The following is a 25,519-nucleotide window of genomic DNA, read 5'->3' on the forward strand; positions in this document are numbered from 1 at the left end:
GGTCGGCCGCTGATCACTGGGCGGCCCTAATCGCAAAGCATCGATAATTCCGTAACCTGCCAGGGTTGTTGGGTTCTCACCCGAAGTCACGACCCCGCGCGCATTGATCGTCAATTTTGTGAATGTGCCTGCAGGGCGAGTTGCCGGAAGCACCTCGACGATTCGGGTATCGACATACTCTCGCGTTGCAAGCACCACGGACGGATCGATCTTGAGCTGCACGTTCGCCGTACTGGTGACGATGAGGTTCAGCCGCACGACTTGAGTCTTGCCGGTACCCTGGCTGAGCAGCGGCTTGAAGCTTGGCGCGCAGTTGGCCACGGCCACAAGGTCGCCGGCAGCGTCGTATAGTCCGATTTCACGGATCCACCAGCCACCGACGTCCGGCGGGATTACCTGTTCGGCGATGATGATGCTGGCGTTGCTGGGATCCACCTTGACGGTGTTCAGCGGCGCCCGGCGCCGCTCGTTGATCAGGCGGGTCTGCAGGCGATCGGGGAGAGGTTCGACGCCGTTGGCGTCGCCGACGCCCATCTGGGCGAATGTCCAGGGCACGCCCAGGGCATCGGCGTTCGCCTGCTTGGCCTCGCCGATCGCGGTCAGGATCGCGAAGAACTGGCTGTTCTGGTCAGTCATGGGTAAACGTCCAGGGTTTCGATGTGATGATCACGGCCGGCATGGCCGAACGTGCCGTTGACGACGATGTCCCGCGCGATTGGCGGGTACACGTCAATTTCTTCCCCATCGGTCAGCGCCGCGGCGATTCGTAGGGAGCCGGTGGTGGAAAGAGTGATGGCCAGGCCGACCAGATGGCGGGTGAGGGGCTTGGCGTCGTCGATGAGCCATGTCAGCTCGTCGTACATTTCGTCGGTGATGCCGGTGTCCAGGACGCCGATCTTGAGTGCGAAGGTGCCCGGCGAGCCCTGGGGCGTCATGTTGAACCACTCCACAACATCGATCAGGTAGCCGAGCGGCTCGACCACGCGCCGCAGCGCGCCGATGGTTCCCTTCCTGGTGTGGATGAAGAACGCGGCGCGGATGGCCCGGCGCTTCGCCGCCTCTGGCCAGGCGCTTGACCAGCGATCAACGGAGAAGGCCCAGGCCAGGTAGGGCAGCAGCGCGAGCGGGCAGCGGTCGGGATTCATCAGGTCGCGGATCGGGATCGGCACCCGCTGGATTTCGGCCAGAGCCTGAGCTGCGTTGCGCTCAAGCTGCGTGGCATTGCCTGGCAGTAGCGGCGCGCTCACTGCACAACCTCGGCGGCCAGTTGGATGCCGGTGCAGTACGGCGCCTGGGCGAGTGTCGCGTTGATGTCCTGCCAGCCCTGCAGCTCGACCTTGCGTACGCCTTCAACGTGCAGCGCCGCGTGGATCGCTGACTGTGAGACCTGCATGCCCAGCCGTCGGCGCTGTCCGACGTAGGATTCCAGTCTCTGCCGGGCGGCGGCAAGGATGAGGTCGGACTCAGGTCCTGGAGTGCTGAGGAACAGCTTTGCGCTCACTTGGTACCGCACTATCTCCGCCCCTTGGACTGTCAGCCGGTCAGCGACCGGGCGGCGGTCCTCATCGTTCAGGTACTTGAATACGGTGGTCAGGAGCGCCTGGGTGGCCGTGCCGTCACCGGCGGCCGCCTGGACGGTCACAACCGCCACTGCCGGCGACGGGCTTTCGGCCGAGGCGTCGGCAACCTGACCGTCGGCGTTCCGGGCGTGAAAGATGTAGGCATTGCGGGGGCCGGCGGTGCTCAGGCCTTCGAAAGCCATTTGCGCACGCTCGCGGAGGCTGTCGTCGCTTTCCAGCTCCTCGGCGATCGGCGGGATGGCCTTCGGCGCAGCAGCTCGAATCACCAGGCGTTGAACGTTGAAGTTGGCGGCGACCTGGTCAAGGTCCGAGCCTTTCGCTGTGCTGAGGAGGGTTGCCAGCGCCGCTTCGTTGCATCGCTGCCGCCAGACCGTTTCGCGGTATGCGTTCTCCTGCAGGAGTTTGGTCAAAGGCTCAGACTCAAGCTCCAGGCGCCCTGCGATCTCGGCCTGTTCGTCCGCAGGCCACAAACCGATCATGTACGCCTTTCGCTCCTGCAGGATGGCCTCGTAGTCGATCTGCTCGACTACGGCCGGCGCCGGCAGGAGGCTGAAGTCGATCGGTGTGAAGGTGGTCATGTGCTGGCCCCCAGTTGCAAGGAAGTGCTGAGGTTGAATGGCTCGTTGCTGTCGACCAGGACGCCGTCGATTTCCAGCTCCGCACGGCCGGACAGGTCGGAGAGATGGAACTGCACACGCGACAGGCTGATCCGGGGTTCCCAGTTCACAAGTGCCATGGCGGTGGCGGCGATCAGGCGGATCCTGGTTGTGGCGTTCTGTGGCTGATCGATCAGCTCCGGCAGCAGGCTGCCGTACTCGCGGCGGGCGATCCTGGTACCGAGACGGGTGGTGAGGATGTCCTCGACGGACTGGGTGATGTGCTCCAGCTCCGTCAGCGGGCGGCCGTTTCTGCGGTTCATGGCTGCGGCCCATCTGTCGTACCGTCACCGCGCGCCACACCGGTGTGCTTGTGCTGCACGACGCTGACGCCGCCGGCGACCACGTCCTGGCTCACGGTGACCTTGCCTGTCACGGTCTGGTTGCCGGTCTGGATGTAGTCGCCCTTGTGTGTGATCGGGCCCTCAATCGTGATCCCACCGGTACTGACAAGGTTGGTGGTGCCGCCGGCCGGCAGCGTGACGTTGAGGTGGTGAGCGATGCTGTCGTACTCGATCACGGCGCCGTCACGGTAGGTGCGGCGGTGCAGGCCGGCACGATCGCCATTGGCGGGAATCGCATCACTGAATAGGCCGGTGAAGACCACGCCATTTGCGAGCTGACCACTCGGGGATATCAGGAGGACCTGTTCACCAGGTGTTGGCGGATCCCAGTCGACATCCTGGCCGGCACGCCCGGCAACCCACGGCAGCCAAGTGGTCACCAGGTCGCCGGTACTGACGGTCACGCGGGGCGGCACATGCTGCACTGCGGCGATAGTGCCGAAGCGGACCATGTTTTCCAGCAGTCGGGAGAGCGTGGGGAGATCGTTCATGGCGCGATGGTGGCGCCGGGCTCATGCGCGCGCAGCACGCGGGGGTTGTACGGCGCGCGGCTACAGGGCGAGGTGGTCGATCAAGGCGTCACGGATGAGCTGATGATCGATGTCGGTCAGGCCGAGAATTTCGCGGCGCTCGTACAAGGCGGTCGGCCCCCGCGGCGCGACCCGGTCGCGCAGGCCGTCCTGGTGCACACGGGCAATACGCGCAATGCGCCCGGTGAAACCGACCGTGGCGAGGCTCTTGTCGCCGCGGGCTTTCATGTAGCTGGCGGCGCGTAGCTTCTGGAACATCTTGGCCTTGCGCTTCACCCGGCCCTGCTTTTCTCGCAGCTTGGAGGGCTTGCGCGGGGCGAACGGCGTGCCGTCCGGGTTGCGCTGGGCGTTGATCCGCTGCTGCTGGGAGCGACGGAGCTGCTGGGCGATCGACCTGGCCAGCTTCGCGCGCTCGGGCGCGGCGATGCGCTGCAGGAGAGGATTGATCCAGGTGTCGAGTGATTCAAGGTCAGCCATGTTGTGGCCGCTTCGGGTGCGGGCTCGCCAGGGCCATGCCATCGGGCGCCGCCGGCGGCTGGTAGGTGGTTACCTGCTCACCGTTGGCGTAAATCTCGATCGGGCCGTGTGGTTCGTACATCTCGTAGCCCCGATCAGCCGGGTGGCTGACGTCGTATTTGCCCTGGTCGTTGAGCTTGACGACGACGCGCTCGGTCAGCGGCAGGCTGATGCTCATGTCCACTTTGCTGCCGTCCAGAATATCGACCTCGAATTTCAACCCTTCCTTCGACTTGTCCAGGTTGGCCAGCAGCTCGGGCTGGTTCACCCGCAGCCAGCCGAGGATCGGCAGCATGACCGTGTCGGGATGGCCAGCGAAGTCGGTGAGGATGAGCTGCAGGCTGTACTCGTACTCGAATGACAGGGACGTCGCGGCGGTGCAACGGACCTTGCCGTTGTCGATGAAGACCAGCAGTCGATCAGGGTTGCGTGCGAGATCCGGAACGGCGGCGAGCAGGTGGGCGCGTAGGCTATCGGGCTTGTTCATCGGTGTTCACCTGGTGCTTATAGATGAGGTCGACCTGGGCGGCACATTCGGCCCACGCCTGTTCGACCTGGTCTTCGTCACTGAGCAGGTTGCCGTTGTTCGCCGGCGCCGTCGCCGGCAGCACGCACGGCACCACTGCGGGACAGCCAGTCACGATAAGCGTCGGCGCCGGTGAGGGCGGGGCGCTCGCGCAGCCGGCGAGCAGCGTCAGGCAGAGGCTGGTCAGCCCAGTTACGGAGTTGGTCGTTTTCACGCTTGAGGTCCTCGATCTGTCGCCGGCGATCGGCCAGGCCAAGGCGAAGCTCGCCCAGGAGCTGGAGTTGCTGGGCTTGGGTTTCGCGTTCGCGGTTCAGGGTCTGTTTCAGTTCGGTGGCGGTGGCCAGGTTCTGGCGCGCTTCGCCCTGGGCGGTGTCGACCTGGTCCTGCAGGCGCTTCGCGTTTTCCTCGGCGGTGTCGAGGCGTTGGTGCTGGCCCCAGGACCAAAGGCCGGCAGAGAGCAGGAGGGCACCGGCCAGGACGCCGGTGCGGATGTCGATCACGCTGCAACCTCGCAGGCGCAATCTTGGTGCCGTTCGAACGCACGCTGCAGCTTCACGTCGTAGAGGTTTCGTTTGTAGTCCGGACCGTTGTAGAGACTGGCCACCGTTGCCCATTTCAGGGCCTTGAGTGCCTTGTGCAGCGCCGGATCGGTCTCGATGAATCGGACGAAGGCCTCTAGGTGTTCGGACTCGCTGCGCGACATTCCCGCGACGAAGTCCTGCACGCTGGTGTAGCCCAGGCGTTGCCACCAGAACCCCATGATCTGGAATGCGCCCCAAGAGGCGGACTCCAGGGCCGCGGTGTCATCGAGCTGGCGGGCACTGGTCAGGCGCTGGTGCTCGGCGGTACCTCCGATGTACCCACCGGGTGACGGGTTAACCAGGGCCGGATATTTCGCGGCCAGTTCAGCGGCGCGCTGCTGGAGCTGGAGCACGTCGACGTCGGTCCGGGCTACCTGCAGTTGCCGGTACATGATGTGCCGTTCGTAAAGGATCACCGGCTTGCCGTTGTCCAGGAAGCCGCGGCCCTTGGATTCGACTTCGTTCAGCGCGTACACCGCAGCTACTGGCACGCGGAGACGAGTGGCGGCTCTGACCAGGTCGGCGTTCTGCAGCAGCAACCGGCAGTCGGCGCCCTGCAGGGCGGCAAGAGTCTTCGGCCCGGCGATGCCATCTGCTACCAGACCGATCCGGAGCTGGTAGGCCCGGACGGCAGCCTCGGTCCCGGCGCCGTAGACGCCATCGGCCACCAGCTTGGCGCCCAGATCGTTGAGCTTGCGCTGCAGGTCGCGGACGGCCTGCGAGCGATCGCCGTGTTGGAGAGTTGTCATACGCTGGGCCTCAGCAGGGCGGCGACGTTGCCGCGAGATCGACAGATCAGGATGCAGAGCAGCACGGCGGTCACGGTCTGCCAGAAGCTGACGGGCGGCCGGTACAGCAGCAAATCCAGGCCGTTAAGGCACAGGGCGGCGCCGAACAGGCTGGCCAGCAACGAAATGCCCAGACGGTACCGGGCTTCGCCGCGGTTGTAGCAGACCAGGCGCAAGGCGCCGAGCAGGTACGCAGCGGCGGTAATGAGCGGCACGGCAGTGGTGATGATCGACATGTCAGCTTCCTCCACGGATGCGGCGAACGATCTCGAACAGGTCGGCCTGCTCGACCCAGACCATGCACTTGATGCTGATCGGGATCACGACCAGAGCGCTGGCGAAAGCGGCGCCTCCGGAGGTGATGAACGGGGCGAAGGCCAGAGCCACGGGGGCAAAGAGGTAGCCGACTCCGACCGACAGGGTGAGCGAGCCCAACCGCTGCCAGACCTTGAGGTCGCGCTTGGTGCTGGTCACCAGCCAGGCGCCGAGGACAGCGCCGAACAGAGCGCCGCCATCGATCAGGGGCACGGCGGTGGCCAGGCCCAGGCCCATCAGCAGGCCGGTGATTGTTCCGGAAGTCGGGTCAGCCATGATGCAGAGTCCTTTTCTTGGTGGTCAGTCCCATAGGTTCACCATCGCCCTGGTCGGGGCTGGGGTTTGGAGGTCGGGGAGGGTGACGAGCAGGCCGGTGGGCAGTTGCGGGCCGTAATCTGCCAGTCCTGGATTGGCGTGGAGCACCGCCTCGACGACGCCGGCCGTGCGGCCGTAGTGACGCCAGCAGAGGGCATCAACGGTGTCGTTCTGGATAGTGCGCAGTTGGGTTGTCATCACAGCAGCTCGACAGTGGTACGCGACTTGCCGAGGAAGTCGCGGATCGCCCAGCGCTGGTCGCGGCGGTAGTCGTCGATGGTTGGCGCGGTGTCTTCGGCGTTCTTGCTGCCGCTGCCGGTGGTGTCGTAGCCGCGGTATCGCTCGCACACCTCGGCACCGGTGGCAGCCTCGATCGCGCGCAGGTACAGGTAGACGTGTTTGGTGACATCGCCGACCGGCGGGCTGGGGACCTCGGTCAGGGCGACGAAGCCCTCGGCCCGTTTGGCTTGCAGCCATGCGTCCAACTCGTCGTTGACACTGATGGCCGCGGCGATGATTGCGGTTTCGAGCCTGGCGGGGGTGACGCTGGAGTCGATGCGCAGGGATTTGCGCAGCTTTTCGATATCGATCGAGGGCCAGAAAGTGTCGGTGTTGATGTGGCCGCTGGGCACCGGGGCGCCGGCAATGAATCCGCTCATGATGGCGTGCTCTGGAATAGATCGGCGGTGGTCGGGACTTCACAGGTGAGCCTGATGGCCGCTGATCCGTCCCGAGCCGCCGGGTGCGTGGGACGCTCGGTTAGCCGGCGGTGCCGGCGATTTTCTTCAGGAGGCGTTCGGCGGCCTCCAGATCCTTCTTGCCACCGCAGTGGCTGTTCAGGCCGATGGCGCTTTTCAGGAAGTCGATACCTTCCTGGATCTGGCCTGGCTGCCCCGGATTGGAAAGGTCCAGGTCACGGAGCTTCGCCTTGCCCAGGGCCAGCTTCAGCTTCGCTCGGACCTCGTCTGGCATGTCCTGGTTATCGGTGAGTGCCGCCGTGCGGGCCAGCACTTCAATCGGGAATGACTCGCCTGCCTTGAACTCTTTGAGAGCCGCGTCCGCGACGACTTCTGCGACTGCGCAGCCCGTGGTGCGGGTGAATTTGTCGGTCATCTTGAGACCGTGCTCAAGCGCGTACTTGGCGATATCCAGTGCTTCGGTATAAGCACCGGCATCCAGCCGCCAGACCATGACCGTCATGAGCACGTCATCCTGGGCGCCACGGCCTTCCGCGAGAACGCCCTCGACGTAGGGCTTGTACTCGCCAATCAGCTCGGCTTTCACCAGGGCTTTGTGCTGCAGGGACTGCACTTGCCGCAAACGCAGCCCGTCCTGCTGGAGCTTCGCGAGCATCAGCTCGTACTGGGTAAGCCCGTCCATCAGGGCCGCAGGGGCAGTACGCGCCGCTTCCTTGGCAGCACGCTTACGCAATTGGGTACGTTGAGCGAGGGTCAGGGTCATGGCTTCACACCTTCTCGATGTTCTCGACCAAGGCGCAGGCGCCGAAGTCTTCGATGACATAGGCCTCGTTGGAAGACTGGTAGTCGGCGACCTGGTCGGCGTCCGGTTCGTCGCGGATGTGGCGACGACGTTTGTCGGCCTGGTAGTAGATGGACAGAACCTTCAACGGACCAACCCAGACGCCGCCTTCGATGAAGAACGGCGCGTCGTTTTCGATTGGAAGGCCACCAACGCGGGTCTTGGTGATGATCTCGTCCGCTGCATTGGCTTCCTGGTTGGATGCCGCGCCGTTCTCCAGTGCTTTCAGTTGCTTCGCGTGCAGCAATGCCGGGTCGACGATAACGACCAGGTCAGGACGCTTGCGGTGCCAAGGGTCGAGCAGTTGGATGGCATCGAACACCAGGGCGTCGAGGGTCTTGTAGTCGCCAGTAGCGCCCAACTTGACCTTGCCGGCAGTAGCGCCTTCGTCGATCACACGATCAGGCGCTTTGTCGCGCATCTTCTGCAGCCAGCCGATGTTCACGTCTTCAAGCATGGGGTTGGCATCGAGATCAGTATCGGCGGCTGCGCTGGTGCCGTTGAAGCCGATCATGATCCGGTCCAGGCCCTGACGCTCAGCGATCGAGCCGGACAGGATGGTCTGGAACTCAGGGAACTTCGCCCAGGTATCGAGCTTCTGGTAAGACAGCGAGGTGTCGAAGTTGGTCTTTTTGCAGGCGTAGGTGTCCTTGCTCATCGCGCTGACATCGCGTGGCTGTCGGCGTTTGCCTGGGCCGGTCGCGGTTCGGCTGGCCGTTGGACCATTGACGCCGAGCAGGATGGCTTCGCCCTCGGCCTCGTCGACCGGAATGATGTTGATCTTCTTCAGGAACCCGCTGGACTCCTGGATAGCCTTTTCGAGCTTCTGCACGGGGGTAGGCGCAACGGTGAACGTCTCGGTCGCCGAGGTGACGTCGTTGATCTTGGCTTGCTGGGTCAGGTAGCCGTTGAAGGCGATCCGGGTGGCTTTCTGCATGGTGTTTCTCCGAACTGGGTGCGTGGTTGAGGCTGGGGATCAGAATTCGGCGACGACCTTGCCGTCACCGCCAGCCATGGGCGGGCGCTGTTGTTGGGTGTGGTCTGCGGTTTTGCCCAGGCGCTCGACCAGCTCGTTGAAGTCGGTGGACAGCTTGTCGTGCTTGGCCTGCAGGTCCTCGCGGGCTTTTTGCTCGGCGGCGAACGCTTCAGCCTGTTCAGCACCGTGGGTAGCGATCTGTTCGATCAGCTCGCCCAGGGCGGTGAAGCTAGCGGCATCCTTGCCTTCTTTCTCCTTGCTCTTGTTGAGGAGGCCGCTAACTTTTTCGCGTAATCCAGCGAACATGCCGGCGCTGTCAGCAACCTCTTCGAATTCCAGTACTACCTCTTCGGCAGCAGTGAACAGGGTGTTTTCACTGCTTTTCCGGTTGGCGAAGGTCCCGTGTTTAGCGCTGAACTCCAACGCTTCGGTGCCAAGGCTGGCCGGGTTGTCGGTGATGGCCAGGCCTCTCAGGTAGGCACCGCCGGTGTCGGCAAACTCGGGGTCGACTTCGATCGACGAGTAGATCTTCTGTTTCTTCTTGTTCAGCTCGATCAGGGCCTCGTTGGGCTCGATTTGCGCAAGCAGCGCGAGCTTGGTCTTGCCGCCAATCGTGAAGTCCTCGGCCTTGACCGCGATCACGTCTCCGTAGGCGCCGAAAGGCGAGTCCGGCAGGAGGCTTTTGATGTGCTCGCAGTTGATGCGGGCACCGAACAGATTCCGATCGTAGGAGTCCACGATCTGCGTGATCCAGTCACGCTCGATGACGCGGCCGTCAGTGGTCGAACCTTCCAGGGCTACGCGGAAGAACTTGGAGCGGAGTTTCTTGGTAGGGGCGGTGCTTGCGGCCATGCGGGCTGTCCTCAATGCGGTGGCGTTGTGCCTTGCGATGGGGCTCATGGTCGGCAGCGGGGCTTTAGAGGGCAACGCGGTGGAGTTGTAGGAGGGCGCGCTACAGGGGGCGCCAGTGGGGCAACGCGCGCGTGAGCGGCAGCATCGGCGCCATGAATACTCTCGCCCAGCCCACGACCGACTCTCGCCGCCAAGCCAAATTCCTCTACTGGACCGGCTGGCGTATCACCGATATCGCCGATTATTTGGGCGAGAAAGAGAAAACCGTCCACAGTTGGAAGACCCGCGATGAGTGGGACCGGGCGGATAACGTCGAGCGAATCGGCGGTGCCCTTGAGGCGCGCCTGGTGCAGTTGATCCTCAAGGAGGGCAAGACCGGCGGCGATTTCAAGGAGATCGACCTGCTCCATCGCCAGTTGGAGCGGCAGGCGCGCATACAGCGTTTCCAGAGCGGCGGGACAGAGACCGACCTCAACCCGAACCTCAGCAAGCGGAACGAGGGGCCGAAGAAGCAGGCTGTTCGGAACGAGCTGAACGAGGAGCAGATCGAGCAGCTCGTCGAGGCTTTCCGTGATGGCTGTTACGACTACCAGATGGACTGGTACCGCGCCGGCAATCAGCGGACGCGGATGATCCTCAAGAGCCGGCAGATCGGTGCGACCTACTACTTCGCACGCGAGGCCCTGATCGACGCGATCACCACTGGCCGTAACCAGATATTCCTTTCGGCCAGCAAGGCCCAAGCCCACCAGTTCAAGACCTACATGCAGTCGTTCATGAACGAGGTCCTGGGCATCAAGCTGACTGGTGACCCGATCGTGCTCTGGAACAACGCCGAGCTGCACTTTCTGGGCACGAACTTCCGCACCGCTCAGGGCCGGACCGGTAACTTCTACTTCGACGAGTTTTTCTGGGTCCACGGTTTCAAGGAGATCAACAAGGTCGCCTCGGCTATGGCCCTGCAGAAGCGCTGGAGGAGGACCTACTTCTCGACCCCTAGCAGCATGGCCCACCAGGCATACACCTGGTGGACAGGGGAGCGGTTGAATAAGGGCAAACCCACGGCCCAGCATATTCAGATAGACGTGAGCCACGAGGCTCTGCAGCAGGGGCACCTGTGCAAGGACCGGATCTGGCGGCAGATCGTCACGATCATGGACGCCGAGTCCAGAGGGTGCGACCTCTTCGACCTGGATGAGTTGAAGATCGAATACGACCCGGCCTCATTCCAGAACCTCCTGATGTGCCAGTTCGTCGACGACGGAGCGAGTATTTTTCCGCTTGCGATGCTGCAGCCGTGCATGGTCGAAAGCTGGGACTGGCCGGGCTACAGCCCGTTCGCGGCGCGGCCATTCGGCGAGCGCCCTGTCTGGATTGGCTATGACCCGGCGGAAACCGGCGACTCTTCGGCCTTGGTCGTATTGGCTCCGCCGCTGGTACCAGGCGGGAAGTTCTTCCTCTTGGAACGGCACCAGTTCCGCGGGATGGACTTCAACGCTCAGGCAGAGACGATCCGGCAGGTCACCCGGCGCTACAACGTGACGTACATCGGCATCGATAACACGGGCATGGGCAGCGGCGTCGCCCACCTGGTGCGCCAGTTCTTCCCGGCGCTGCGGACGTTCTCATACAGCCCCGAGGTCAAGACCCGCCTGGTGATGAAGGCTTGGGACGTCATCAGCAAGGGGCGCCTGGAGTTCGATGCCGGCTGGACGGATGTCGCGCAGTCGTTGATGGCCATCCGCAAGACCATTACACCCAGCGGTCGGCAGTTCACCTACACCGCAGGCCGGAACGAAGAAACCGGCCATGCTGACCTGGCCTGGGCACTCTTTCACGCATTGCACAACGAGCCGCTGGAGGGCCAGACCGTGGTCAACACCGGCATCATGGAGATCTATTGAATGGGCGCGATTGAGCAGGCCGGCACGTTGCCGGCGAGTAACGGGCAGCAACTGGTGGGCTCGGCCAGTCGGGCGGAGGCCTTTACCTTCGGGGATCCGACGCCAGTCCTGGACGGGCGCGAGATCCTGGATTACCTGGAGTGTTACAGCAATGGGCGCTGGTACGAGCCACCGGTTTCATTGGATGGCCTGGCCAGATCATCGAAGGCCAGCGTCTACCTGCAGTCCGGCTTGATTTTCAAGCGCAACGCCTTGGCCAGGACGTTCATTCCCCACCGGCTGCTTAGCCGAGAGGCCTTCGAGCAGATCGTCATGGACCTTGGCTGGTCTGGGAACCTGTACCTGGAGAAGCGCGACAACATGCTCCGACAGGCCCTGGGCCTCAAGCCCTGCTTGGCGAAGTACATGCGCCGAGGGACTGACCTGGAGACGTACTTCCAGGTGCGTGGGTGGCGCGATGAGCATGAATTTCGCCCAGGCAGTATTTGCCACTTGCGGGTAGCGGACATCAATCAAGAGGTTTACGGGTTGCCGGAGTGGCTACCGGCCCTGCAGGCCGCACTGCTGAACGAGTCGGCAACGCTATTCCGCCGCAAGTACTACCAAAACGGGAGTCACGCGGGGTTCATCCTCTACATGACGGATGCGGCGCAGAACGAGGATTTCGTCGACGACTTGCGCAAGGCCATGAAGAACAGCAAGGGCCCAGGTAACTTCCGCAACCTGTTCATGTACGCGCCGAACGGCAAGAAGGACGGAATCCAGCTCATCCCGATCAGTGAGGTGGCCGCGAAGGACGACTTCGGTGCGATCAAGAACATCAGCCGCGACGACCAGTTGGCGATGCTGCGGATCCCGCCGCAACTGATGGGGGTTGTGCCGCAGAACGCGGGCGGGTTCGGCTCGGTGCGCGAGGCTGCAGAGGTTTGGTCCGTCAACGAGCTGGAGCCGGAGCAGGCCCGCCTGCAGCAGATCAACGAATGGTTGGGCGAGGAGGTCGTGAGGTTCCGGCCATTCGAGTTACCGCCCAAATCATGAAGAGCACGCATTGCAAAAAGCCGTCTATGTGACGGTTTTTTTGTGTCTTGGCGGAGGAAAAAAGGATCGATTTTGAGTATGTAAAACCCCAGTAAATACTAGCATTTAGAGGGCATTCAAGCCACAGGTTTCATGGCCTTTGCCCAGCAATTACGGGGCCTTGACGGGCTTCCCGTCACGGGCAGCGATCTCGGCCAGCACTTCCTCGGTACTCGGTAGCCTCATGCCCCAGGTCGGCACATGACCTGAGTGCAACCCCCGGACATCCTTCTTCACTTCGGCCACACCTCTTTCGCTCATTTGCCGCCGCAGATCAATGACCTGACGGTTGAGCCCTTCGTTGATCTCAATCAGTCGCTGGATGTCTTCGTTGGCTTTGGCCAGGCGTAGCCAGACGTCCTCGCGCTCGTGCTTCAGTAGCACGACCTGGTGCCGGATCATTTCCTCGAGGGTAGGCATCCCCAGCTCGAATCCTGTGTCATCGATCAGCACTACCGTGCTCCCTTAATGCTGTATATATGAACAGTATCAGTGATTGTGCCTGCTCGCTCGCCTGATCGACGAACGCGGTGTTCACCAGTACCTGGAGCCGGCGCGCGCAATCGTCCCCCCGCCACGCCTGCGGGCTAAACGTGTGGGAATTTCGGCACCCCTGCGCTCCGGCAGAGGTCATGCAGGCTATGGGCGTTCGTGGGGAATACGGTGGGCAACATCCCTGCGAATCCCTGCACTGGTGGCATTTACTGCGCTGAGGAGAGCTCCTCTGTCTGTGCTTTTCAGGTCGGCCTTCCAAAAAAGGTAATTTTGGTTAGGTGGGGTGCCAACCAGTGCTCCAGCCCTTGAACCGTAAGGCTTCCAGCGATTACCTCAAAAGGTAATTTGAGGTAAGGGGAAAGGTAATTTTTTCATAAGAGACTGATTTTAAAGGATTTTATTTTTCGTCCTTCCAACCCTCTTTAGAGGTAATCCAATTACCTTTCAATTACCTAAAAATTACCTTTTTCAAAATCGCTGGAGCCCTTGATTTACGTGGCCTCCAGAGCATTTTGAAAAACAAATTACCAAAATTACCTTTTTTTGATGGGTCAACATGAAACGGCGATTTCCCACCAACAGGGCGCCCGAGCAGTGACGCCCATGCATAGACTGGGAACAACCTGGGAACAAAAATGCTTGCGCGGACCTCCTGCAAGCCCCTAGGATCGCGGCCCTCAAGCGATGCTGCTATTAGTTGATGAGTTCGAGTCTCTTCGTCCGCACCATCTTAAGTTTCGCCGCCTTCCGCTGAATGCCGCGAAACTTCAAAAAAGGCCGCCTTGAGCGGCCTTTTTCTTTTTCCGTCCTTCGCTTCCTTTATTACTGCTGTTTGTTGCAGTCCCTGCTGGGTCCCATGACTAGCAAGACCTGAACAAAAGCTGATAGATTTCAGCCGGTTGACAAAATGCCGGTGAGTCGGCGGGCGGATGGAAAGATGATTGCGAAAGAGTCCCGGCAGGCTGTTGCGCTGGAGCGCTTCACTCAAGCCAATCCACAGTTGCTGGCGGAGATTGCCGCGCTGAGCGAGTCCGAGCAGCAACAACAGATTCAGTGGGCATTTGAAGATGAGGCCCAAGAGCAGGGTATCGAGCCCTGGGAGCTGACTCTACGTCTTGTCGCCGAGTCGCCAGAAGAGCTTCAGGTCATGCGCCTGGAAGTTCATCGCGAAGTGGCCGAGGCGTTGGGTATGAGCTGGGAAGAGTACTGCGATTTCAACGAGATCGATGGTCCTGTTTCCTGATGCGTTGAATTGTTTCGCCGGAGAGTTGACGCAGATCCGCACAGGGCTCGCGAGCGGGGTAGAAAATCCCTGTTTCGCGGGCGTTGCAGGTCTGTTCCGCCGCTGTCCGGCCATTGTCGAAAATCATGAGAGCCGGCGCTATTCGCCTCCGGGTCGAACAGGGTGACTTCTGGTGTGTGAGCTACTAGAATGCTTGCCCTTGATTCTGGAGTCGGGTTTCGCCGGCTAACGTCTGTGCAACGAGGAATATCCATGCAAGTTTCTGTTGAAAATACTTCCGCTCTCGAGCGCCGCATGACCATCGGCGTTCCAGCCGAGCGCATCGAGACCGAAGTCAACAAGCGTCTGCAACAGACTGCCCGTCGCGCCAAGGTCCCAGGTTTCCGTCCTGGCAAGGTGCCAATGAGCGTGATCCGTCAGCGCTACGAAGATGCAGCCCGTCAGGAAGCCCTGGGCGACCTGATCCAGGCCACCTTCTATGAAGCTGTTGTCGAGCAGAAGCTGAACCCGGCTGGCGCCCCTGCCGTCGAGCCGAAAGTCTTCGAAAAAGGCAAGGACCTGGAATACGTCGCCACTTTCGAAGTCTTCCCTGAGTTCACCGTTGCCGGTTTCGACTCGATCGCTGTCGAGCGCCTGAGCGCCGACGTGACCGACGCCGACCTGGACAACATGCTGGAAGTGCTGCGCAAGCAGAACACCCGTTTTGAAGTGGCCGAGCGCGCTGCCCAGAACGAAGACCAGCTGAACATCGATTTCGTCGGCAAGATCGACGGCGAAGCCTTCGCTGGTGGTTCGGCCCAGGGTACCCAGCTGGTTCTGGGTTCCGGCCGCATGATCCCGGGCTTCGAAGAAGGTCTGGTTGGCGCCAAGGCTGGTGAAGAGCGTGTGCTCAACCTGACCTTCCCTGAGGACTATCAGAACCTGGACCTGGCTGGCAAAACCGCCGAGTTCACCGTTACCGTCAACAGCGTTTCCGAGCCGAAGCTGCCTGAGCTGACCGAAGAGTTCTTCGCCCAGTTCGGTATCAAGGAAACCGGTCTGGAAGGTTTCCGCACCGAAGTTCGCAAGAACATGGAGCGTGAACTGCGTCAGGCCATCAAGACCAAGGTCAAGAACCAGGTAATGGACGGCCTGCTGGCTGCCAACCCGGTTGAAGTGCCGAAAGCCCTGCTGGAAAACGAAGTGAATCGCCTGCGCGTTCAAGCCGTACAGCAGTTCGGTGGCAACATCAAACCTGAGCAACTGCCGGCCGAGCTGTTCGAAGAGCAAGCCAAGCGCCGCGTCGTGCTGGGCCTGATCGTCGCTGAAGTGGTCAAGCAGAACGAGCTGAAGCCGGACGAAGATCGCGTTCGCGAGCTGATCCAGGAAATGGCTTCGGCCTACCAGGAGCCTGAGCAGGTCGTGGCTTGGTACTACAAGAACGACCAGCAACTGAACGAAGTTCGTTCGGTTGTGCTGGAAGAACAAGTTGTAGATACTGTCCTGCAGAAAGCGACTGTGACCGACAAATCGGTCTCGTACGAAGAGGCCGTCAAGCCAGCACAGGCACCTGCCGACGCTGAGTGATTTCCTCCTTCGTAGGAAAACCCCACAAGCCAGCCTTCGCGCTGGCTTGTGCGTATTCAAGCCACGACTATTTGGGAGTGAGTGCAGGACATGTCCCGCAATTCTTATATTCAGCAGAGCTCTGACATCCAGGCCGCAGGCGGCCTGGTCCCGATGGTTATCGAGCAGTCCGCCCGTGGCGAACGCGCCTATGACATTTACTCGCGCCTGTTGAAGGAGCGTGTGATCTTCCTGGTGGGTCCTGTAGAGGACTACATGGCCAACCTGGTAGTGGCGCAACTGCTGTTCCTTGAAGCGGAAAACCCGGACAAGGATATCCATCTCTACATCAACTCCCCAGGCGGGTCGGTGACTGCCGGTATGTCGATCTACGACACCATGCAGTTCATCAAGCCGGACGTCTCGACTATCTGCATTGGCCAGGCCTGCAGCATGGGCGCCTTCCTGTTGGCGGCCGGTGCCGCTGGCAAGCGCCACTGCCTGCCAAACTCGCGGGTGATGATTCACCAGCCGCTGGGTGGCTTCCAGGGTCAGGCGACCGATATCGAGATCCACGCCCAGGAAATTCTCAGCATCAAGGCGCGCCTGAATGAGCTGCTGGCTCATCACACGGGTCAGGAGCTGGAAACCATCAAGCGTGATACCGAGCGCGACAACTTCATGAGCGCCTCGCGCGCAGCCGAGTACGGCCTGATCGACTCGGTCTACGACAAGCGGCAACTGGTGTCCTGATCCCGGGTCCCAGAGCAGGTAGGCGCGGAAAGCGCCTACCTGCGGACTTGAAAAAGCCCGCAATTGCCTTCATCTTGTGTTGCAAGCCTACCGGATTGGATCGATCGAATGACTGACACCCGTAACGGCGAGGACAACGGCAAATTGCTCTATTGCTCCTTCTGCGGCAAAAGCCAGCATGAAGTGCGCAAGTTGATTGCCGGCCCCTCGGTATTTATCTGCGACGAGTGCGTCGACCTGTGCAATGACATCATCCGTGAGGAGGTGCAGGAAGCCCAGGCCGAAAGCAGTGCGCATAAATTGCCTTCGCCGAAAGAAATCAGCGGCATCCTGGACCAGTACGTCATTGGTCAGGAGCGTGCGAAAAAGGTTCTGGCTGTAGCGGTGTACAACCACTACAAGCGCCTGAATCAACGTGACAAAAAGGGCGATGAGGTTGAACTGGGCAAGAGTAACATCCTGCTCATCGGCCCAACGGGTTCGGGCAAGACCTTGCTCGCTGAAACCCTCGCTCGTCTGCTGAATGTACCCTTCACCATCGCTGACGCTACCACGCTGACCGAAGCAGGTTATGTGGGCGAAGACGTTGAGAACATCATTCAGAAGTTGCTGCAGAAGTGTGATTACGACGTAGAGAAAGCCCAGATGGGCATTGTCTATATCGATGAAATCGACAAGATTTCGCGCAAGTCCGATAACCCGTCGATTACTCGTGATGTTTCGGGTGAAGGCGTGCAGCAGGCCTTGCTCAAGCTGATCGAAGGCACCGTTGCTTCGGTTCCACCACAAGGTGGCCGCAAGCATCCGCAGCAGGAATTCCTGCAGGTCGACACGCGCAACATCCTGTTCATCTGTGGTGGTGCATTCTCCGGTCTGGAGAAGGTCATCCAGCAGCGCTCCACTCGCGGCGGTATCGGCTTTGGTGCTGAAGTCCGCAGCAAGGAAGAGGGCAAGAAAGTTGGCGAGTCGCTGCGTGAAGTTGAGCCGGACGATCTGGTCAAGTTCGGTCTGATTCCCGAGTTCGTTGGTCGTCTGCCGGTTCTGGCAACGCTTGATGAGCTGGATGAAGCCGCATTGATGCAGATTCTGACCGAGCCGAAGAACGCCTTGACCAAGCAATATGGCAAGTTGTTCGAGATGGAAGGTGTGGACCTCGAGTTCCGCAGCGACGCGCTCAAGTCGGTTGCCCGCAAGGCACTGGAGCGCAAGACCGGTGCTCGTGGCCTGCGCTCGATCCTGGAAGGCATTCTGCTCGACACCATGTACGAGATTCCTTCGCAGAAGGATGTCAGCAAGGTGGTTATCGATGAGAGCGTCATCGAGGGTACTTCGCAGCCGCTGCTGATTTACGAGAACAGCGAGCCGCAAGCCAAAGCCGCGCCAGACGCCTGAGTCCGGCAACGCAGCGAAACATGCAAGGGGCCTACGGGCCCCTTTGCTTTTCCTGTTGCAGAGCTTGTTTTTTTCCGGGGCTGCCCCCACATTAACCCCAAGCTCAAATTTCCATCGGATTACGGCCACATGGCCGCTGTAGAGGCGAAATCATGAAGACAACCCTCGACTTGCCTCTTTTGCCATTGCGCGATGTCGTTGTTTACCCGCACATGGTCATCCCGCTGTTCGTGGGACGTGAAAAGTCGATCGAGGCCCTTGAGGCCGCGATGACAGGTGAGAAGCAAATCCTTTTGCTGGCTCAGAAAAATCCCGCCGATGATGATCCGGGTGAAGACGCCCTGTATCGCGTCGGCACCATCGCTACCGTCCTCCAGTTGCTGAAACTGCCTGATGGCACCGTCAAGGTGCTGGTAGAAGGCGAGCAGCGTGGTTCAGTCGAGCGCTTTGTCGAGGTAGACGGTCATATCCGCGCTGATGTCGCCCTGATCGATGAGGTCGATGCGGCTGATCGCGAGTCCGAAGTTTTCGTCCGCAGTCTGCTTTCCCAGTTCGAACAATATGTGCAGTTGGGCAAGAAAGTCCCGGCTGAAGTACTGTCGTCGCTCAACAGCATCGATGAGCCGGGCCGCCTGGTCGATACCATGGCCGCCCACATGGCGCTTAAGATCGAGCAGAAGCAGGAAATTCTCGAAATCATCGATCTGGCCGCCCGCGTTGAGCATGTGCTCGCGTTGCTGGATGCCGAGATCGATCTGCTTCAGGTCGAGAAGCGCATCCGTGGCCGCGTCAAGAAACAGATGGAGCGCAGCCAGCGCGAGTACTACCTGAATGAGCAGATGAAGGCCATTCAGAAAGAGCTGGGTGATGGCGACGAAGGCCACAATGAAATCGAGGAGCTGAAGAAGCGCCTTGAGGCTGCAGGCCTGCCGAAAGACGCGTACACCAAGGCTCAGGCCGAGCTGAACAAGCTCAAGCAGATGTCGCCGATGTCGGCTGAGGCTACCGTGGTGCGTTCGTACCTCGACTGGCTGGTGCAAGTGCCGTGGAAGGCCCAGAGCAAGGTCCGTCTTGATCTGGCCAAGGCCGAAGAAATTCTTGATGCCGACCACTACGGGTTGGATGAGGTCAAGGAGCGCATCCTTGAGTACCTCGCCGTGCAGAAGCGCGTGAAGAAAATTCGCGGGCCTGTGCTGTGCCTGGTGGGTCCGCCCGGTGTCGGCAAGACATCGCTGGCTGAGTCCATTGCCAGCGCCACCAACCGCAAGTTCGTGCGCATGGCCCTGGGTGGCGTGCGTGACGAGGCTGAGATTCGTGGTCACCGTCGCACCTATATCGGTTCGATGCCAGGCCGCCTGATCCAGAAGATGACCAAGGTTGGCGTGCGCAACCCGTTGTTCCTGCTCGATGAAATCGACAAGATGGGCAGCGACATGCGTGGCGATCCGGCCTCCGCCTTGCTGGAAGTGCTCGATCCCGAGCAGAACCACAACTTCAACGACCACTATCTGGAAGTCGACTACGACCTTTCCGATGTGATGTTCCTGTGCACGTCCAACTCGATGAACATCCCGCCGGCGCTGCTTGACCGGATGGAAGTGATCCGTCTGCCGGGCTACACCGAAGACGAGAAGATCAACATCGCGGTCAAGTACCTGCTGCCGAAGCAGATCAAGGCCAACGGTCTGAAGAAGGCCGAGCTGGAAGTCGACGTGGCGGCGATCCGCGACATCGTTCGCTACTACACCCGTGAAGCCGGTGTGCGTGGCCTGGAGCGCCAGATTGCCAAGATCTGCCGCAAGGTGGTCAAGGAGCACGCTGGGCAGAAACAGGTTGGGGTCAAGGTCGGTAGTGACCGCCTGGAGCACTTCCTGGGTGTGCGCAAGTTCCGTTACGGCCTTGCCGAGCAGCAGGATCAGGTAGGGCAGGTCACCGGGCTGGCCTGGACCCAGGTGGGCGGCGAGTTGCTGACTATCGAAGCTGCCGTGGTACCGGGCAAGGGTCAGTTGATCAAGACCGGTTCGCTGGGTGACGTGATGGTCGAGTCCATCACCGCGGCGCAAACCGTGGTTCGCAGCCGGGCGAAGAGTCTCGGGATTCCCGCGGACTTCCACGAGAAGCGCGATACCCATATCCATATGCCTGAAGGTGCGACGCCGAAAGATGGTCCGAGTGCCGGTGTCGGCATGTGCACGGCCCTGGTTTCCGCGCTGACTCAGATTCCGGTGCGCGCTGATGTCGCCATGACAGGTGAAATTACGCTGCGTGGTCAGGTGCTGGCGATCGGCGGCTTGAAGGAGAAATTGCTCGCTGCTCACCGCGGTGGAATCAAGACAGTCATCATTCCAGAAGAGAACGTGCGTGATCTGAAAGAAATTCCTGACAATATTAAGCAGGATCTTCAGATTAAACCTGTCAAATGGATTGACGAAGTCCTCCAAATTGCGCTGCAATACGCCCCGGAGCCCTTGCCGGATGTGGCTCCTGAGATTGTCGCCAAGGATGAAAAACGCGACAGTGATTCCAAGGAACGAATCAGCACACATTAGTAAGTATTTAGCGGGGTGGCCTCGCTGACCGTTTTCAAGGTCCTTGTCGTAAAAGGCACTTAAGTGTCACAGGCCGCTCGGCAGTTGTTTAAGCTTTTCCATTACATAGTTAGAAACAAACTCAATAGAGATATAAGGGGACTTAGAGTGAACAAGTCGGAACTGATTGACGCTATCGCTGCATCTGCTGATATCCCGAAAGCTGTTGCCGGCCGTGCGCTGGATGCAGTCATCGAATCTGTCACTGGCGCCCTGAAGGAAGGTGACTCGGTGGTTCTGGTAGGTTTCGGTACCTTCTCGGTAACCGATCGTCCTGCTCGTACCGGCCGCAACCCGCAAACCGGTAAGACTCTGGAAATCCCTGCTGCCAAGAAGCCTGGCTTCAAGGCCGGCAAGGCGCTGAAAGAAGCCGTCAACTAAGGCGTTCTTTTCAGGCTTTCGCCTGGCTGGAATGGCCCTCGCGGCCAGCCCGCTTGTGAAGCACGAGCGATCAACAATTCGCCTGCTTCGCGCGTTACGAGAAGGCGCATCCCCGGATGCGCCTTTCTTCTATCAGGACTCTACCCACGCTCCGCGGTTGTGCTTTTGACACAGCCGTTTCTGGGGGACGCATGCTGCAGAATATCAGGGACAATTCACAAGGTTGGATTGCCAAGACCATCATCGGTGTCATCGTGGTGCTGATGGCGCTGACCGGCTTTGACGCCATCTTCCAGGCCGTCAACCACAACAAGGATGCTGCCAAGGTCAACGGTGACACCATCAGCCAGAACGAGCTGAGCCAGGCTGTCGACACGCAACGTCGGCAACTGATGCAACGACTGGGCAAGGACTTCGACGCCTCCCTGCTTGACGACAAGATGCTGCGCGAAGCTGCGCTCAAGGGCTTGATCGAACGGCAACTGCTGCTTCAGGGCGCCCGCGACGCCAAGTTCTCCTTCTCCGAAGCCGCGCTGGATCAGGTGATCCTGCAAACGCCCGAGTTCCAGGCGGACGGCAAGTTCAGCCCCGAGCGTTTCGACCAGGTCATTCGCCAACTGGGCTATGGCCGTCTGCAGTTCCGCGAAATGCTCGCTCAGGAAATGCTGATTGGCCAGCTGCGCGCTGGTCTGGCGGGCAGTGGTTTCGTTACCGATTCGCAAGTTGAAGCGTTCGCTCGCCTCGAGAAGCAGACCCGTGATTTCGCTTCGCTGACCTTCAAGGCAGACCCTGCAGCCAGCAAGGTCACCGATGAAGAGGTCAAGGCGCATTACGACGAGCACGCCAAGGAGTTCATGAGCCCGGACCAGGTGGTCATCGACTACATCGAGCTGAAGAAGTCCGCGTACTTCGACCAGGTCAATGTCGACGAAAACGAGCTTCAGGAGCTGTACCAGAAAGAAATCGCCAACCTCGCCGAACAGCGCCATGCTGCGCACATTCTGGTGGAAGTCAACGACAAGCAGGACGAGGCTCAGGCCAAGGCCCGCATCGAAGAAATCCAGCAGCGTCTGGCCAAGGGTGAAGATTTCGCGGCGCTGGCCAAGGAGTTCTCGCAGGATCCTGGCTCGGCCAACAGCGGTGGTGACCTGGGTTACGCCGGCAAGGGCGTCTACGATCCAGCCTTCGAAGACGCGCTGTATGCGTTGAACAAGGGTCAGGTTTCCGCTCCTGTGCGTACCGAGTTCGGCTTCCACCTGATCAAGCTGGTGGATGTGCAGGCGCCGGAAGTGCCGACCTTCGCCAGCCTGAAGGACAAGCTGAGTCGCGAGCTGAAGACCCAGCAAGTCGAGCAGCGCTTTGTTGAAGTCACCAAGCAACTGGAAGACTCGGCGTTCGAAGCCTCTGACCTGGCCCAACCGGCCCAGGACCTGGGCTTGAAAGTGCAGACCTCGCAGCCTTTCGGTCGTGAAGGTGGCGACGGCATTGCTGCCAATCGTCAAGTGATCCAGGCTGCGTTCAGCCCGGAAGTGCTGGACGAGGGCTCCAACAGCTCGGCTATCGAGCTGGACCCGGAAACCATCGTGGTTATCCGTGCCAAGGAGCACCGCAAGCCTGAGCAACTGCCATTGGAAGCCGTTTCCGATGCCATCCGTGCTCACCTGGCTCGCGAGCAGGCCACTGCCGCGCTGAAAGCCAAGACCGAGGCCCTGATGGCTGGCCTGAGCGATGGCAAGATCGCTTACCAGTCGGTGCAGGACGGTCAGGCGTGGAAGGTCCAGGAAGCGGTCTCCCGCAGCCAGGACGGTATCGATCCAGTTGCTCTGCAGGCGTTGTTCCGCATGAGCAAGCCTGAGGCCAAGGACAAGCCGGTTTACTCCAGCGTCATCCTGGCTGACGGTAGTGTCGTCGTGCTGCGCCTGAACGGCGTCAACGAAGGCACTGCGGCGAGCGAAGAGGAGAAGGGCCAGTACCGCCGCTATCTCGCTTCCCGTGCCGGCCAGCAGGACTTCGCGGCTTACCGCAAGCAGCTGGAAGCCAACGCGGAAATCACGCGTTACTGAGTGCTGTCGCGTTATTGAAAAAGGCCGCTGATGCGGCCTTTTTCATGTCTGCGGAACATGCCGCGCGTGCCCCGATTGGTTATTTACGGGCAAAAGAAAAGGCCGCATTAGCGGCCTTTTCCGTTCCCGGGGGATTACTCCGAGATATCGCCCATGGCGGTGGTGTTGAAGCCACCGTCCACGTACATGATTTCACCGCTGACACCCGACGCCAGGTCGGAGCAGAGGAACGCGCCGGCGTTGCCGACTTCCTCGATGGTGACATTGCGGCGCAGTGGGGTCTGCGCTTCGTTGGCAGCCAGCATTTTGCGGAAGCTCTTGATGCCGGAAGCCGCCAGGGTGCGGATCGGGCCGGCGGAAATGGCGTTGACGCGGGTGCCTTCCGGGCCGAGGCTGCCGGCCAGGTAGCGTACACCGGCTTCCAGGCTGGCCTTGGCCATGCCCATGACGTTGTAGTTCGGCATGGTGCGCTCGGCGCCCAGGTACGACAGGGTCAGCAGGCTGCCGTTGCGGCCTTTCATCAGTTCGCGACCGGCCTTGGCCAGGGCGACGAAGCTGTAGGCGCTGATGTCGTGGGCGATGCGGAAGCCTTCGCGGGTGGTGACTTCGGTGAAGTCGCCGTTGAGCTGGTCGCCAGGCGCGAAGCCTACGGAGTGCACGATGCAGTCCAGGCCGTCCCACTTCTTGCTCAGTGCTTCGAAGACGCTGGCGATGTCGTCATCGTTGGCAACGTCACAAGGGAAGCACAGCTCTGGGTTGGAGCCCCAGCCAGCGGCGAACTCTTCGACGCGGGCCTTGAGCTTTTCGTTCTGGTAGGTGAAGGCGAGTTCGGCACCCTCGCGATGCATGGCGGCAGCGATGCCGGATGCGATGGACAGTTTGCTTGCGACACCGACGATCAGTACGCGCTTACCAGCGAGAAAACCCATGTGTTGTTCCTCATTCAGGTTATATCGACAGCTGTGGGAGCCAGGAAAGCGGCCTCCAGCAACTGCTGTGTGTAGGGATGTTGTGGTTCGGCGAAAATACCCGCCGCCGGACCTTGTTCCACCACCTGACCCTGCTTGACCACCATCAGTTGGTGGCTCAGCACCTTGACCACCGCCAGGTCGTGGCTGATGAACAGGTAAGTCAGGTTGTACTTGGTCTGCAGCGCACGCAGCAGTTCCACCACCTGACGCTGAACGGTCCGGTCGAGCGCCGAAGTGGGCTCGTCCAGCAGTATCAGCGCAGGTTTCAATACCAGTGCACGGGCAATGGCAATCCTTTGTCGCTGGCCTCCGGAAAACTCGTGAGGGTAGCGGTGCCGGGTTTCCGGGTCCAGACCTACTTCCCTCAGTGCCTCCATGATGGCTTCTTCCTGTTCCGCCTCCGTGCCTATCCGATGAATGCGCAGGCCCTCTCCGACGATGTCACCCACGCACATGCGCGGGCTCAGGCTGCCGAAGGGGTCCTGGAAGACCACCTGCATCTGCCGCCGCAGCGGCCGCACCTGTTGTTGCGTCATGCCGTCCAGGGCCTGGCCCTCGAAGCGGATGGCGCCCTTGCTGCCAATCAACCGCAGGATCGCCAGACCCAGCGTAGACTTGCCGGAACCACTCTCGCCCACGATGCCCAGGGTCTGACCCTGAGGCAGGCTGAAGTTGATGCCGTCCACTGCCTTGACGTAATCGACGGTCTTGCGCAGGAACCCCTTCTTGATCGGGAACCAGACGCGCAGGTCCTCGACCTCCAGCAGCGGCGGGCCAACCGGGTTGGCGGCAGGCGTGCCGCTGGGCTCGGCGCCGAGCAGCATTTGCGTATATGGATGCTGCGGAGCGCGAAACAGTTCGTCACACGACGCCTGTTCGACGATGCAACCGCGCTGCATGACACATACGCGGTGTGCAATTCTTTTCACCAGGTTCAAATCGTGACTGATCAGTAACAGCGCCATGCCCAGCTTTGCCTGCAAACGCTTGAGCAATTCGAGGATTTTCAGTTGGACGGTGACGTCCAGGGCGGTAGTCGGCTCATCGGCGATCAGCAGTTCCGGCTCGTTGGCCAGGGCCATGGCGATCATCACCCGTTGCCGCTGGCCACCGGACAGCTCGTGGGGCAGGGCCTTGAGGCGCTTGGCCGGCTCGGGAATGCCGACCAGCTCCAGCAATTCCAGAGTCCGCGCGGTCGCTTCCTTGCCCCGCAGCCCCTTATGCAGCATGAGCACTTCGTTGATCTGCTTCTCGATGTTGTGCAGCGGGTTCAGCGAGGTCATCGGTTCCTGGAAGATCATGGCGATGCGGTTGCCACGGATGTGGCGCATCTTCTTCTCGTCCAGGTGCAGCAGGTCCTGGCCTTCGTAGCGAATGCTGCCGGAGGGGTGGCGTGCCAGCGGGTAGGGCAGCAGGCGCAGGATAGAGTGCGCGGTGACCGACTTGCCCGAGCCGCTCTCGCCGACCAGGGCGAGGGTCTCGCCGCGGCGGATATCGAAGCTGATGTTTTCCACCACCCGTTGCTGTTGCGAGCCGGTGACGAACTCGACGGCAAGGTCGCGTACTTCGATCAAGGTGTCCTTGTTCAT

General features: G+C 60.8%; 28 protein-coding genes and 1 pseudogene. 9 read left to right on the forward strand and 20 right to left on the reverse strand.

Annotated features, from left to right (window positions below; all coding sequences use genetic code 11):
* The 17 genes and pseudogenes from DM374_RS16225 to DM374_RS16300 form a co-directional block, all read right to left on the reverse strand.
* The coding region (locus tag DM374_RS16225; protein WP_177431568.1) for a phage tail protein at positions 1-636 on the reverse strand (636 nt) is incomplete at its 3' end.
* Positions 633-1,247, reverse strand: a complete 615-nt coding sequence (locus DM374_RS16230; RefSeq protein WP_110970779.1) for a phage tail protein I — start codon at positions 1,245-1,247, stop codon at positions 633-635. The genes DM374_RS16230 and DM374_RS16225, both read right to left, overlap by 4 nt.
* A complete protein-coding gene (locus DM374_RS16235; protein ID WP_110970780.1) occupies positions 1,244-2,158 on the reverse strand; it encodes a baseplate J/gp47 family protein in 915 nt (304 codons plus the stop codon). Before DM374_RS16235 ends, DM374_RS16230 begins: the two co-directional genes overlap by 4 nt.
* Positions 2,155-2,499, reverse strand: coding sequence for a GPW/gp25 family protein (locus DM374_RS16240; RefSeq protein WP_110970781.1), 345 nt, complete (start codon positions 2,497-2,499; stop codon positions 2,155-2,157). Before DM374_RS16240 ends, DM374_RS16235 begins: the two co-directional genes overlap by 4 nt.
* Positions 2,496-3,071 (reverse strand): phage baseplate assembly protein V, encoded by a 576-nt coding sequence (locus DM374_RS16245; protein ID WP_110970782.1) that lies wholly within the window; start codon positions 3,069-3,071, stop codon positions 2,496-2,498. The genes DM374_RS16240 and DM374_RS16245 overlap by 4 nt, the downstream gene beginning before the upstream one ends.
* A 60-nt stretch (positions 3,072-3,131) precedes the next feature.
* Positions 3,132-3,587 carry a phage virion morphogenesis protein gene (locus DM374_RS16250; protein WP_110970783.1) on the reverse strand — a complete coding sequence of 152 codons (456 nt, stop codon included), beginning with the start codon at positions 3,585-3,587 and terminating at the stop codon, positions 3,132-3,134.
* On the reverse strand, positions 3,580-4,113 hold the full coding sequence (locus DM374_RS16255) for a phage tail protein (RefSeq protein WP_110970784.1): 534 nt from the start codon (positions 4,111-4,113) through the stop codon (positions 3,580-3,582). The genes DM374_RS16250 and DM374_RS16255 overlap by 8 nt, the downstream gene beginning before the upstream one ends.
* Entirely contained in the window at positions 4,097-4,366 is a 270-nt protein-coding gene (lysC, locus tag DM374_RS33730) for an Rz1-like lysis system protein LysC (protein WP_225422519.1), read from the reverse strand. Before lysC ends, DM374_RS16255 begins: the two co-directional genes overlap by 17 nt.
* Positions 4,287-4,766, reverse strand: a pseudogene (locus tag DM374_RS16260) (hypothetical protein); the annotation flags it as partial. The gene lysC and the pseudogene DM374_RS16260, both read right to left, overlap by 80 nt.
* Positions 4,649-5,482: an N-acetylmuramidase domain-containing protein gene (locus tag DM374_RS16265; RefSeq protein WP_110970785.1), complete on the reverse strand. Its 834-nt coding sequence runs from the start codon at positions 5,480-5,482 to the stop codon at positions 4,649-4,651. The gene DM374_RS16265 and the pseudogene DM374_RS16260, both read right to left, overlap by 118 nt.
* A complete protein-coding gene (locus DM374_RS16270; protein ID WP_110970786.1) occupies positions 5,479-5,757 on the reverse strand; it encodes a phage holin family protein in 279 nt (92 codons plus the stop codon). Before DM374_RS16270 ends, DM374_RS16265 begins: the two co-directional genes overlap by 4 nt.
* Before the next feature lies 1 nt (position 5,758).
* Positions 5,759-6,112, reverse strand: a complete 354-nt coding sequence (locus DM374_RS16275) for a putative holin (RefSeq protein WP_110970787.1) — start codon at positions 6,110-6,112, stop codon at positions 5,759-5,761.
* 24 nt (positions 6,113-6,136) lie between these two features.
* Positions 6,137-6,349 carry a tail protein X gene (locus DM374_RS16280; RefSeq protein ID WP_110970788.1) on the reverse strand — a complete coding sequence of 71 codons (213 nt, stop codon included), beginning with the start codon at positions 6,347-6,349 and terminating at the stop codon, positions 6,137-6,139.
* Positions 6,349-6,810 carry a head completion/stabilization protein gene (locus DM374_RS16285; RefSeq protein ID WP_110970789.1) on the reverse strand — a complete coding sequence of 154 codons (462 nt, stop codon included), beginning with the start codon at positions 6,808-6,810 and terminating at the stop codon, positions 6,349-6,351. The genes DM374_RS16280 and DM374_RS16285 overlap by 1 nt, the downstream gene beginning before the upstream one ends.
* Before the next feature lie 100 nt (positions 6,811-6,910).
* The gene (gpM, locus tag DM374_RS16290; protein ID WP_110970790.1) at positions 6,911-7,612 is read right to left on the reverse strand and encodes a phage terminase small subunit; all 702 of its coding nucleotides are present in this window, start codon (positions 7,610-7,612) and stop codon (positions 6,911-6,913) included.
* 4 nt (positions 7,613-7,616) lie between these two features.
* Positions 7,617-8,627 (reverse strand): phage major capsid protein, P2 family, encoded by a 1,011-nt coding sequence (locus tag DM374_RS16295; RefSeq protein WP_110970791.1) that lies wholly within the window; start codon positions 8,625-8,627, stop codon positions 7,617-7,619.
* Between the two features lie 39 nt (positions 8,628-8,666).
* Positions 8,667-9,518, reverse strand: a complete 852-nt coding sequence (locus DM374_RS16300; RefSeq protein WP_110970792.1) for a GPO family capsid scaffolding protein — start codon at positions 9,516-9,518, stop codon at positions 8,667-8,669.
* 152 nt (positions 9,519-9,670) lie between these two features.
* On the opposite strand from DM374_RS16300, the gene DM374_RS16305 reads away from it, so the two are divergent.
* A complete protein-coding gene (locus DM374_RS16305; protein ID WP_110970922.1) occupies positions 9,671-11,422 on the forward strand; it encodes a terminase ATPase subunit family protein in 1,752 nt (583 codons plus the stop codon).
* Entirely contained in the window at positions 11,423-12,460 is a 1,038-nt protein-coding gene (locus DM374_RS16310) for a phage portal protein (RefSeq protein ID WP_110970793.1), read from the forward strand.
* 150 nt (positions 12,461-12,610) lie between these two features.
* On the opposite strand, the gene DM374_RS16315 is transcribed toward DM374_RS16310, so the two are convergent.
* A complete protein-coding gene (locus tag DM374_RS16315) occupies positions 12,611-12,952 on the reverse strand; it encodes a hypothetical protein (RefSeq protein ID WP_110970794.1) in 342 nt (113 codons plus the stop codon).
* Positions 12,953-13,931: 979 nt separating this feature from the next.
* On the opposite strand from DM374_RS16315, the gene DM374_RS16320 reads away from it, so the two are divergent.
* The 7 genes from DM374_RS16320 to DM374_RS16350 all read left to right on the forward strand — a co-directional run bounded on the left by DM374_RS16320 (position 13,932) and on the right by DM374_RS16350 (position 22,959).
* Positions 13,932-14,237 (forward strand): DUF6388 family protein, encoded by a 306-nt coding sequence (locus DM374_RS16320; protein ID WP_110970795.1) that lies wholly within the window; start codon positions 13,932-13,934, stop codon positions 14,235-14,237.
* A 252-nt stretch (positions 14,238-14,489) separates the two neighbouring features.
* Positions 14,490-15,803: a trigger factor gene (gene tig, locus DM374_RS16325; RefSeq protein WP_110970796.1), complete on the forward strand. Its 1,314-nt coding sequence runs from the start codon at positions 14,490-14,492 to the stop codon at positions 15,801-15,803.
* Between the two features lie 90 nt (positions 15,804-15,893).
* Positions 15,894-16,535, forward strand: coding sequence for an ATP-dependent Clp endopeptidase proteolytic subunit ClpP (gene clpP, locus DM374_RS16330; protein WP_095159205.1), 642 nt, complete (start codon positions 15,894-15,896; stop codon positions 16,533-16,535).
* Positions 16,536-16,643: 108 nt separating this feature from the next.
* The gene (clpX, locus tag DM374_RS16335) at positions 16,644-17,927 is read left to right on the forward strand and encodes an ATP-dependent Clp protease ATP-binding subunit ClpX (RefSeq protein WP_095159206.1); all 1,284 of its coding nucleotides are present in this window, start codon (positions 16,644-16,646) and stop codon (positions 17,925-17,927) included.
* Between the two features lie 152 nt (positions 17,928-18,079).
* A complete protein-coding gene (gene lon, locus DM374_RS16340) occupies positions 18,080-20,476 on the forward strand; it encodes an endopeptidase La (RefSeq protein ID WP_095159207.1) in 2,397 nt (798 codons plus the stop codon).
* A gap of 147 nt (positions 20,477-20,623) precedes the next feature.
* The gene (locus DM374_RS16345) at positions 20,624-20,896 is read left to right on the forward strand and encodes an HU family DNA-binding protein (protein WP_110970797.1); all 273 of its coding nucleotides are present in this window, start codon (positions 20,624-20,626) and stop codon (positions 20,894-20,896) included.
* 191 nt (positions 20,897-21,087) lie between these two features.
* Positions 21,088-22,959, forward strand: coding sequence for a SurA N-terminal domain-containing protein (locus tag DM374_RS16350; protein ID WP_110970798.1), 1,872 nt, complete (start codon positions 21,088-21,090; stop codon positions 22,957-22,959).
* Between the two features lie 134 nt (positions 22,960-23,093).
* Here the strand turns inward: DM374_RS16350 and fabI are convergent, their stop codons facing one another.
* On the reverse strand, positions 23,094-23,888 hold the full coding sequence (gene fabI, locus DM374_RS16355) for an enoyl-ACP reductase FabI (RefSeq protein ID WP_095159210.1): 795 nt from the start codon (positions 23,886-23,888) through the stop codon (positions 23,094-23,096).
* Between the two features lie 14 nt (positions 23,889-23,902).
* Positions 23,903-25,519, reverse strand: coding sequence for an ABC transporter ATP-binding protein (locus DM374_RS16360; protein ID WP_110970799.1), 1,617 nt, complete (start codon positions 25,517-25,519; stop codon positions 23,903-23,905).

This window comes from Pseudomonas huaxiensis, from assembly GCF_003231275.1.
Taxonomy (GTDB): domain Bacteria; phylum Pseudomonadota; class Gammaproteobacteria; order Pseudomonadales; family Pseudomonadaceae; genus Aquipseudomonas; species Aquipseudomonas huaxiensis.

Excerpts from the sequence above, each read along its gene's own strand:
- tig (WP_110970796.1), top strand. The coding sequence starts at position 14,490 with ATGCAAGTTTCTGTTGAAAATACTTCCGCTCTCGAGCGCCGCATGACC.
- DM374_RS16245 (WP_110970782.1), bottom strand. The coding sequence starts at position 3,071 with ATGAACGATCTCCCCACGCTCTCCCGACTGCTGGAAAACATGGTCCGC.
- DM374_RS16350 (WP_110970798.1), top strand. The coding sequence starts at position 21,088 with ATGCTGCAGAATATCAGGGACAATTCACAAGGTTGGATTGCCAAGACC.
- DM374_RS16295 (WP_110970791.1), bottom strand. The coding sequence starts at position 8,627 with ATGCAGAAAGCCACCCGGATCGCCTTCAACGGCTACCTGACCCAGCAA.
- DM374_RS16320 (WP_110970795.1), top strand. The coding sequence starts at position 13,932 with ATGATTGCGAAAGAGTCCCGGCAGGCTGTTGCGCTGGAGCGCTTCACT.
- DM374_RS16240 (WP_110970781.1), bottom strand. The coding sequence starts at position 2,499 with ATGAACCGCAGAAACGGCCGCCCGCTGACGGAGCTGGAGCACATCACC.
- DM374_RS16275 (WP_110970787.1), bottom strand. The coding sequence starts at position 6,112 with ATGGCTGACCCGACTTCCGGAACAATCACCGGCCTGCTGATGGGCCTG.
- lon (WP_095159207.1), top strand. The coding sequence starts at position 18,080 with ATGAAGACAACCCTCGACTTGCCTCTTTTGCCATTGCGCGATGTCGTT.
- DM374_RS16280 (WP_110970788.1), bottom strand. The coding sequence starts at position 6,349 with ATGACAACCCAACTGCGCACTATCCAGAACGACACCGTTGATGCCCTC.
- DM374_RS16270 (WP_110970786.1), bottom strand. The coding sequence starts at position 5,757 with ATGTCGATCATCACCACTGCCGTGCCGCTCATTACCGCCGCTGCGTAC.
- DM374_RS16235 (WP_110970780.1), bottom strand. The coding sequence starts at position 2,158 with ATGACCACCTTCACACCGATCGACTTCAGCCTCCTGCCGGCGCCGGCC.
- clpP (WP_095159205.1), top strand. The coding sequence starts at position 15,894 with ATGTCCCGCAATTCTTATATTCAGCAGAGCTCTGACATCCAGGCCGCA.
- DM374_RS16255 (WP_110970784.1), bottom strand. The coding sequence starts at position 4,113 with ATGAACAAGCCCGATAGCCTACGCGCCCACCTGCTCGCCGCCGTTCCG.
- DM374_RS16300 (WP_110970792.1), bottom strand. The coding sequence starts at position 9,518 with ATGGCCGCAAGCACCGCCCCTACCAAGAAACTCCGCTCCAAGTTCTTC.
- DM374_RS16360 (WP_110970799.1), bottom strand. The coding sequence starts at position 25,519 with ATGAACAAGGACACCTTGATCGAAGTACGCGACCTTGCCGTCGAGTTC.
- DM374_RS16250 (WP_110970783.1), bottom strand. The coding sequence starts at position 3,587 with ATGGCTGACCTTGAATCACTCGACACCTGGATCAATCCTCTCCTGCAG.
- DM374_RS16285 (WP_110970789.1), bottom strand. The coding sequence starts at position 6,810 with ATGAGCGGATTCATTGCCGGCGCCCCGGTGCCCAGCGGCCACATCAAC.
- DM374_RS16305 (WP_110970922.1), top strand. The coding sequence starts at position 9,671 with ATGAATACTCTCGCCCAGCCCACGACCGACTCTCGCCGCCAAGCCAAA.
- clpX (WP_095159206.1), top strand. The coding sequence starts at position 16,644 with ATGACTGACACCCGTAACGGCGAGGACAACGGCAAATTGCTCTATTGC.
- DM374_RS16265 (WP_110970785.1), bottom strand. The coding sequence starts at position 5,482 with ATGACAACTCTCCAACACGGCGATCGCTCGCAGGCCGTCCGCGACCTG.
- DM374_RS16310 (WP_110970793.1), top strand. The coding sequence starts at position 11,423 with ATGGGCGCGATTGAGCAGGCCGGCACGTTGCCGGCGAGTAACGGGCAG.
- fabI (WP_095159210.1), bottom strand. The coding sequence starts at position 23,888 with ATGGGTTTTCTCGCTGGTAAGCGCGTACTGATCGTCGGTGTCGCAAGC.
- gpM (WP_110970790.1), bottom strand. The coding sequence starts at position 7,612 with ATGACCCTGACCCTCGCTCAACGTACCCAATTGCGTAAGCGTGCTGCC.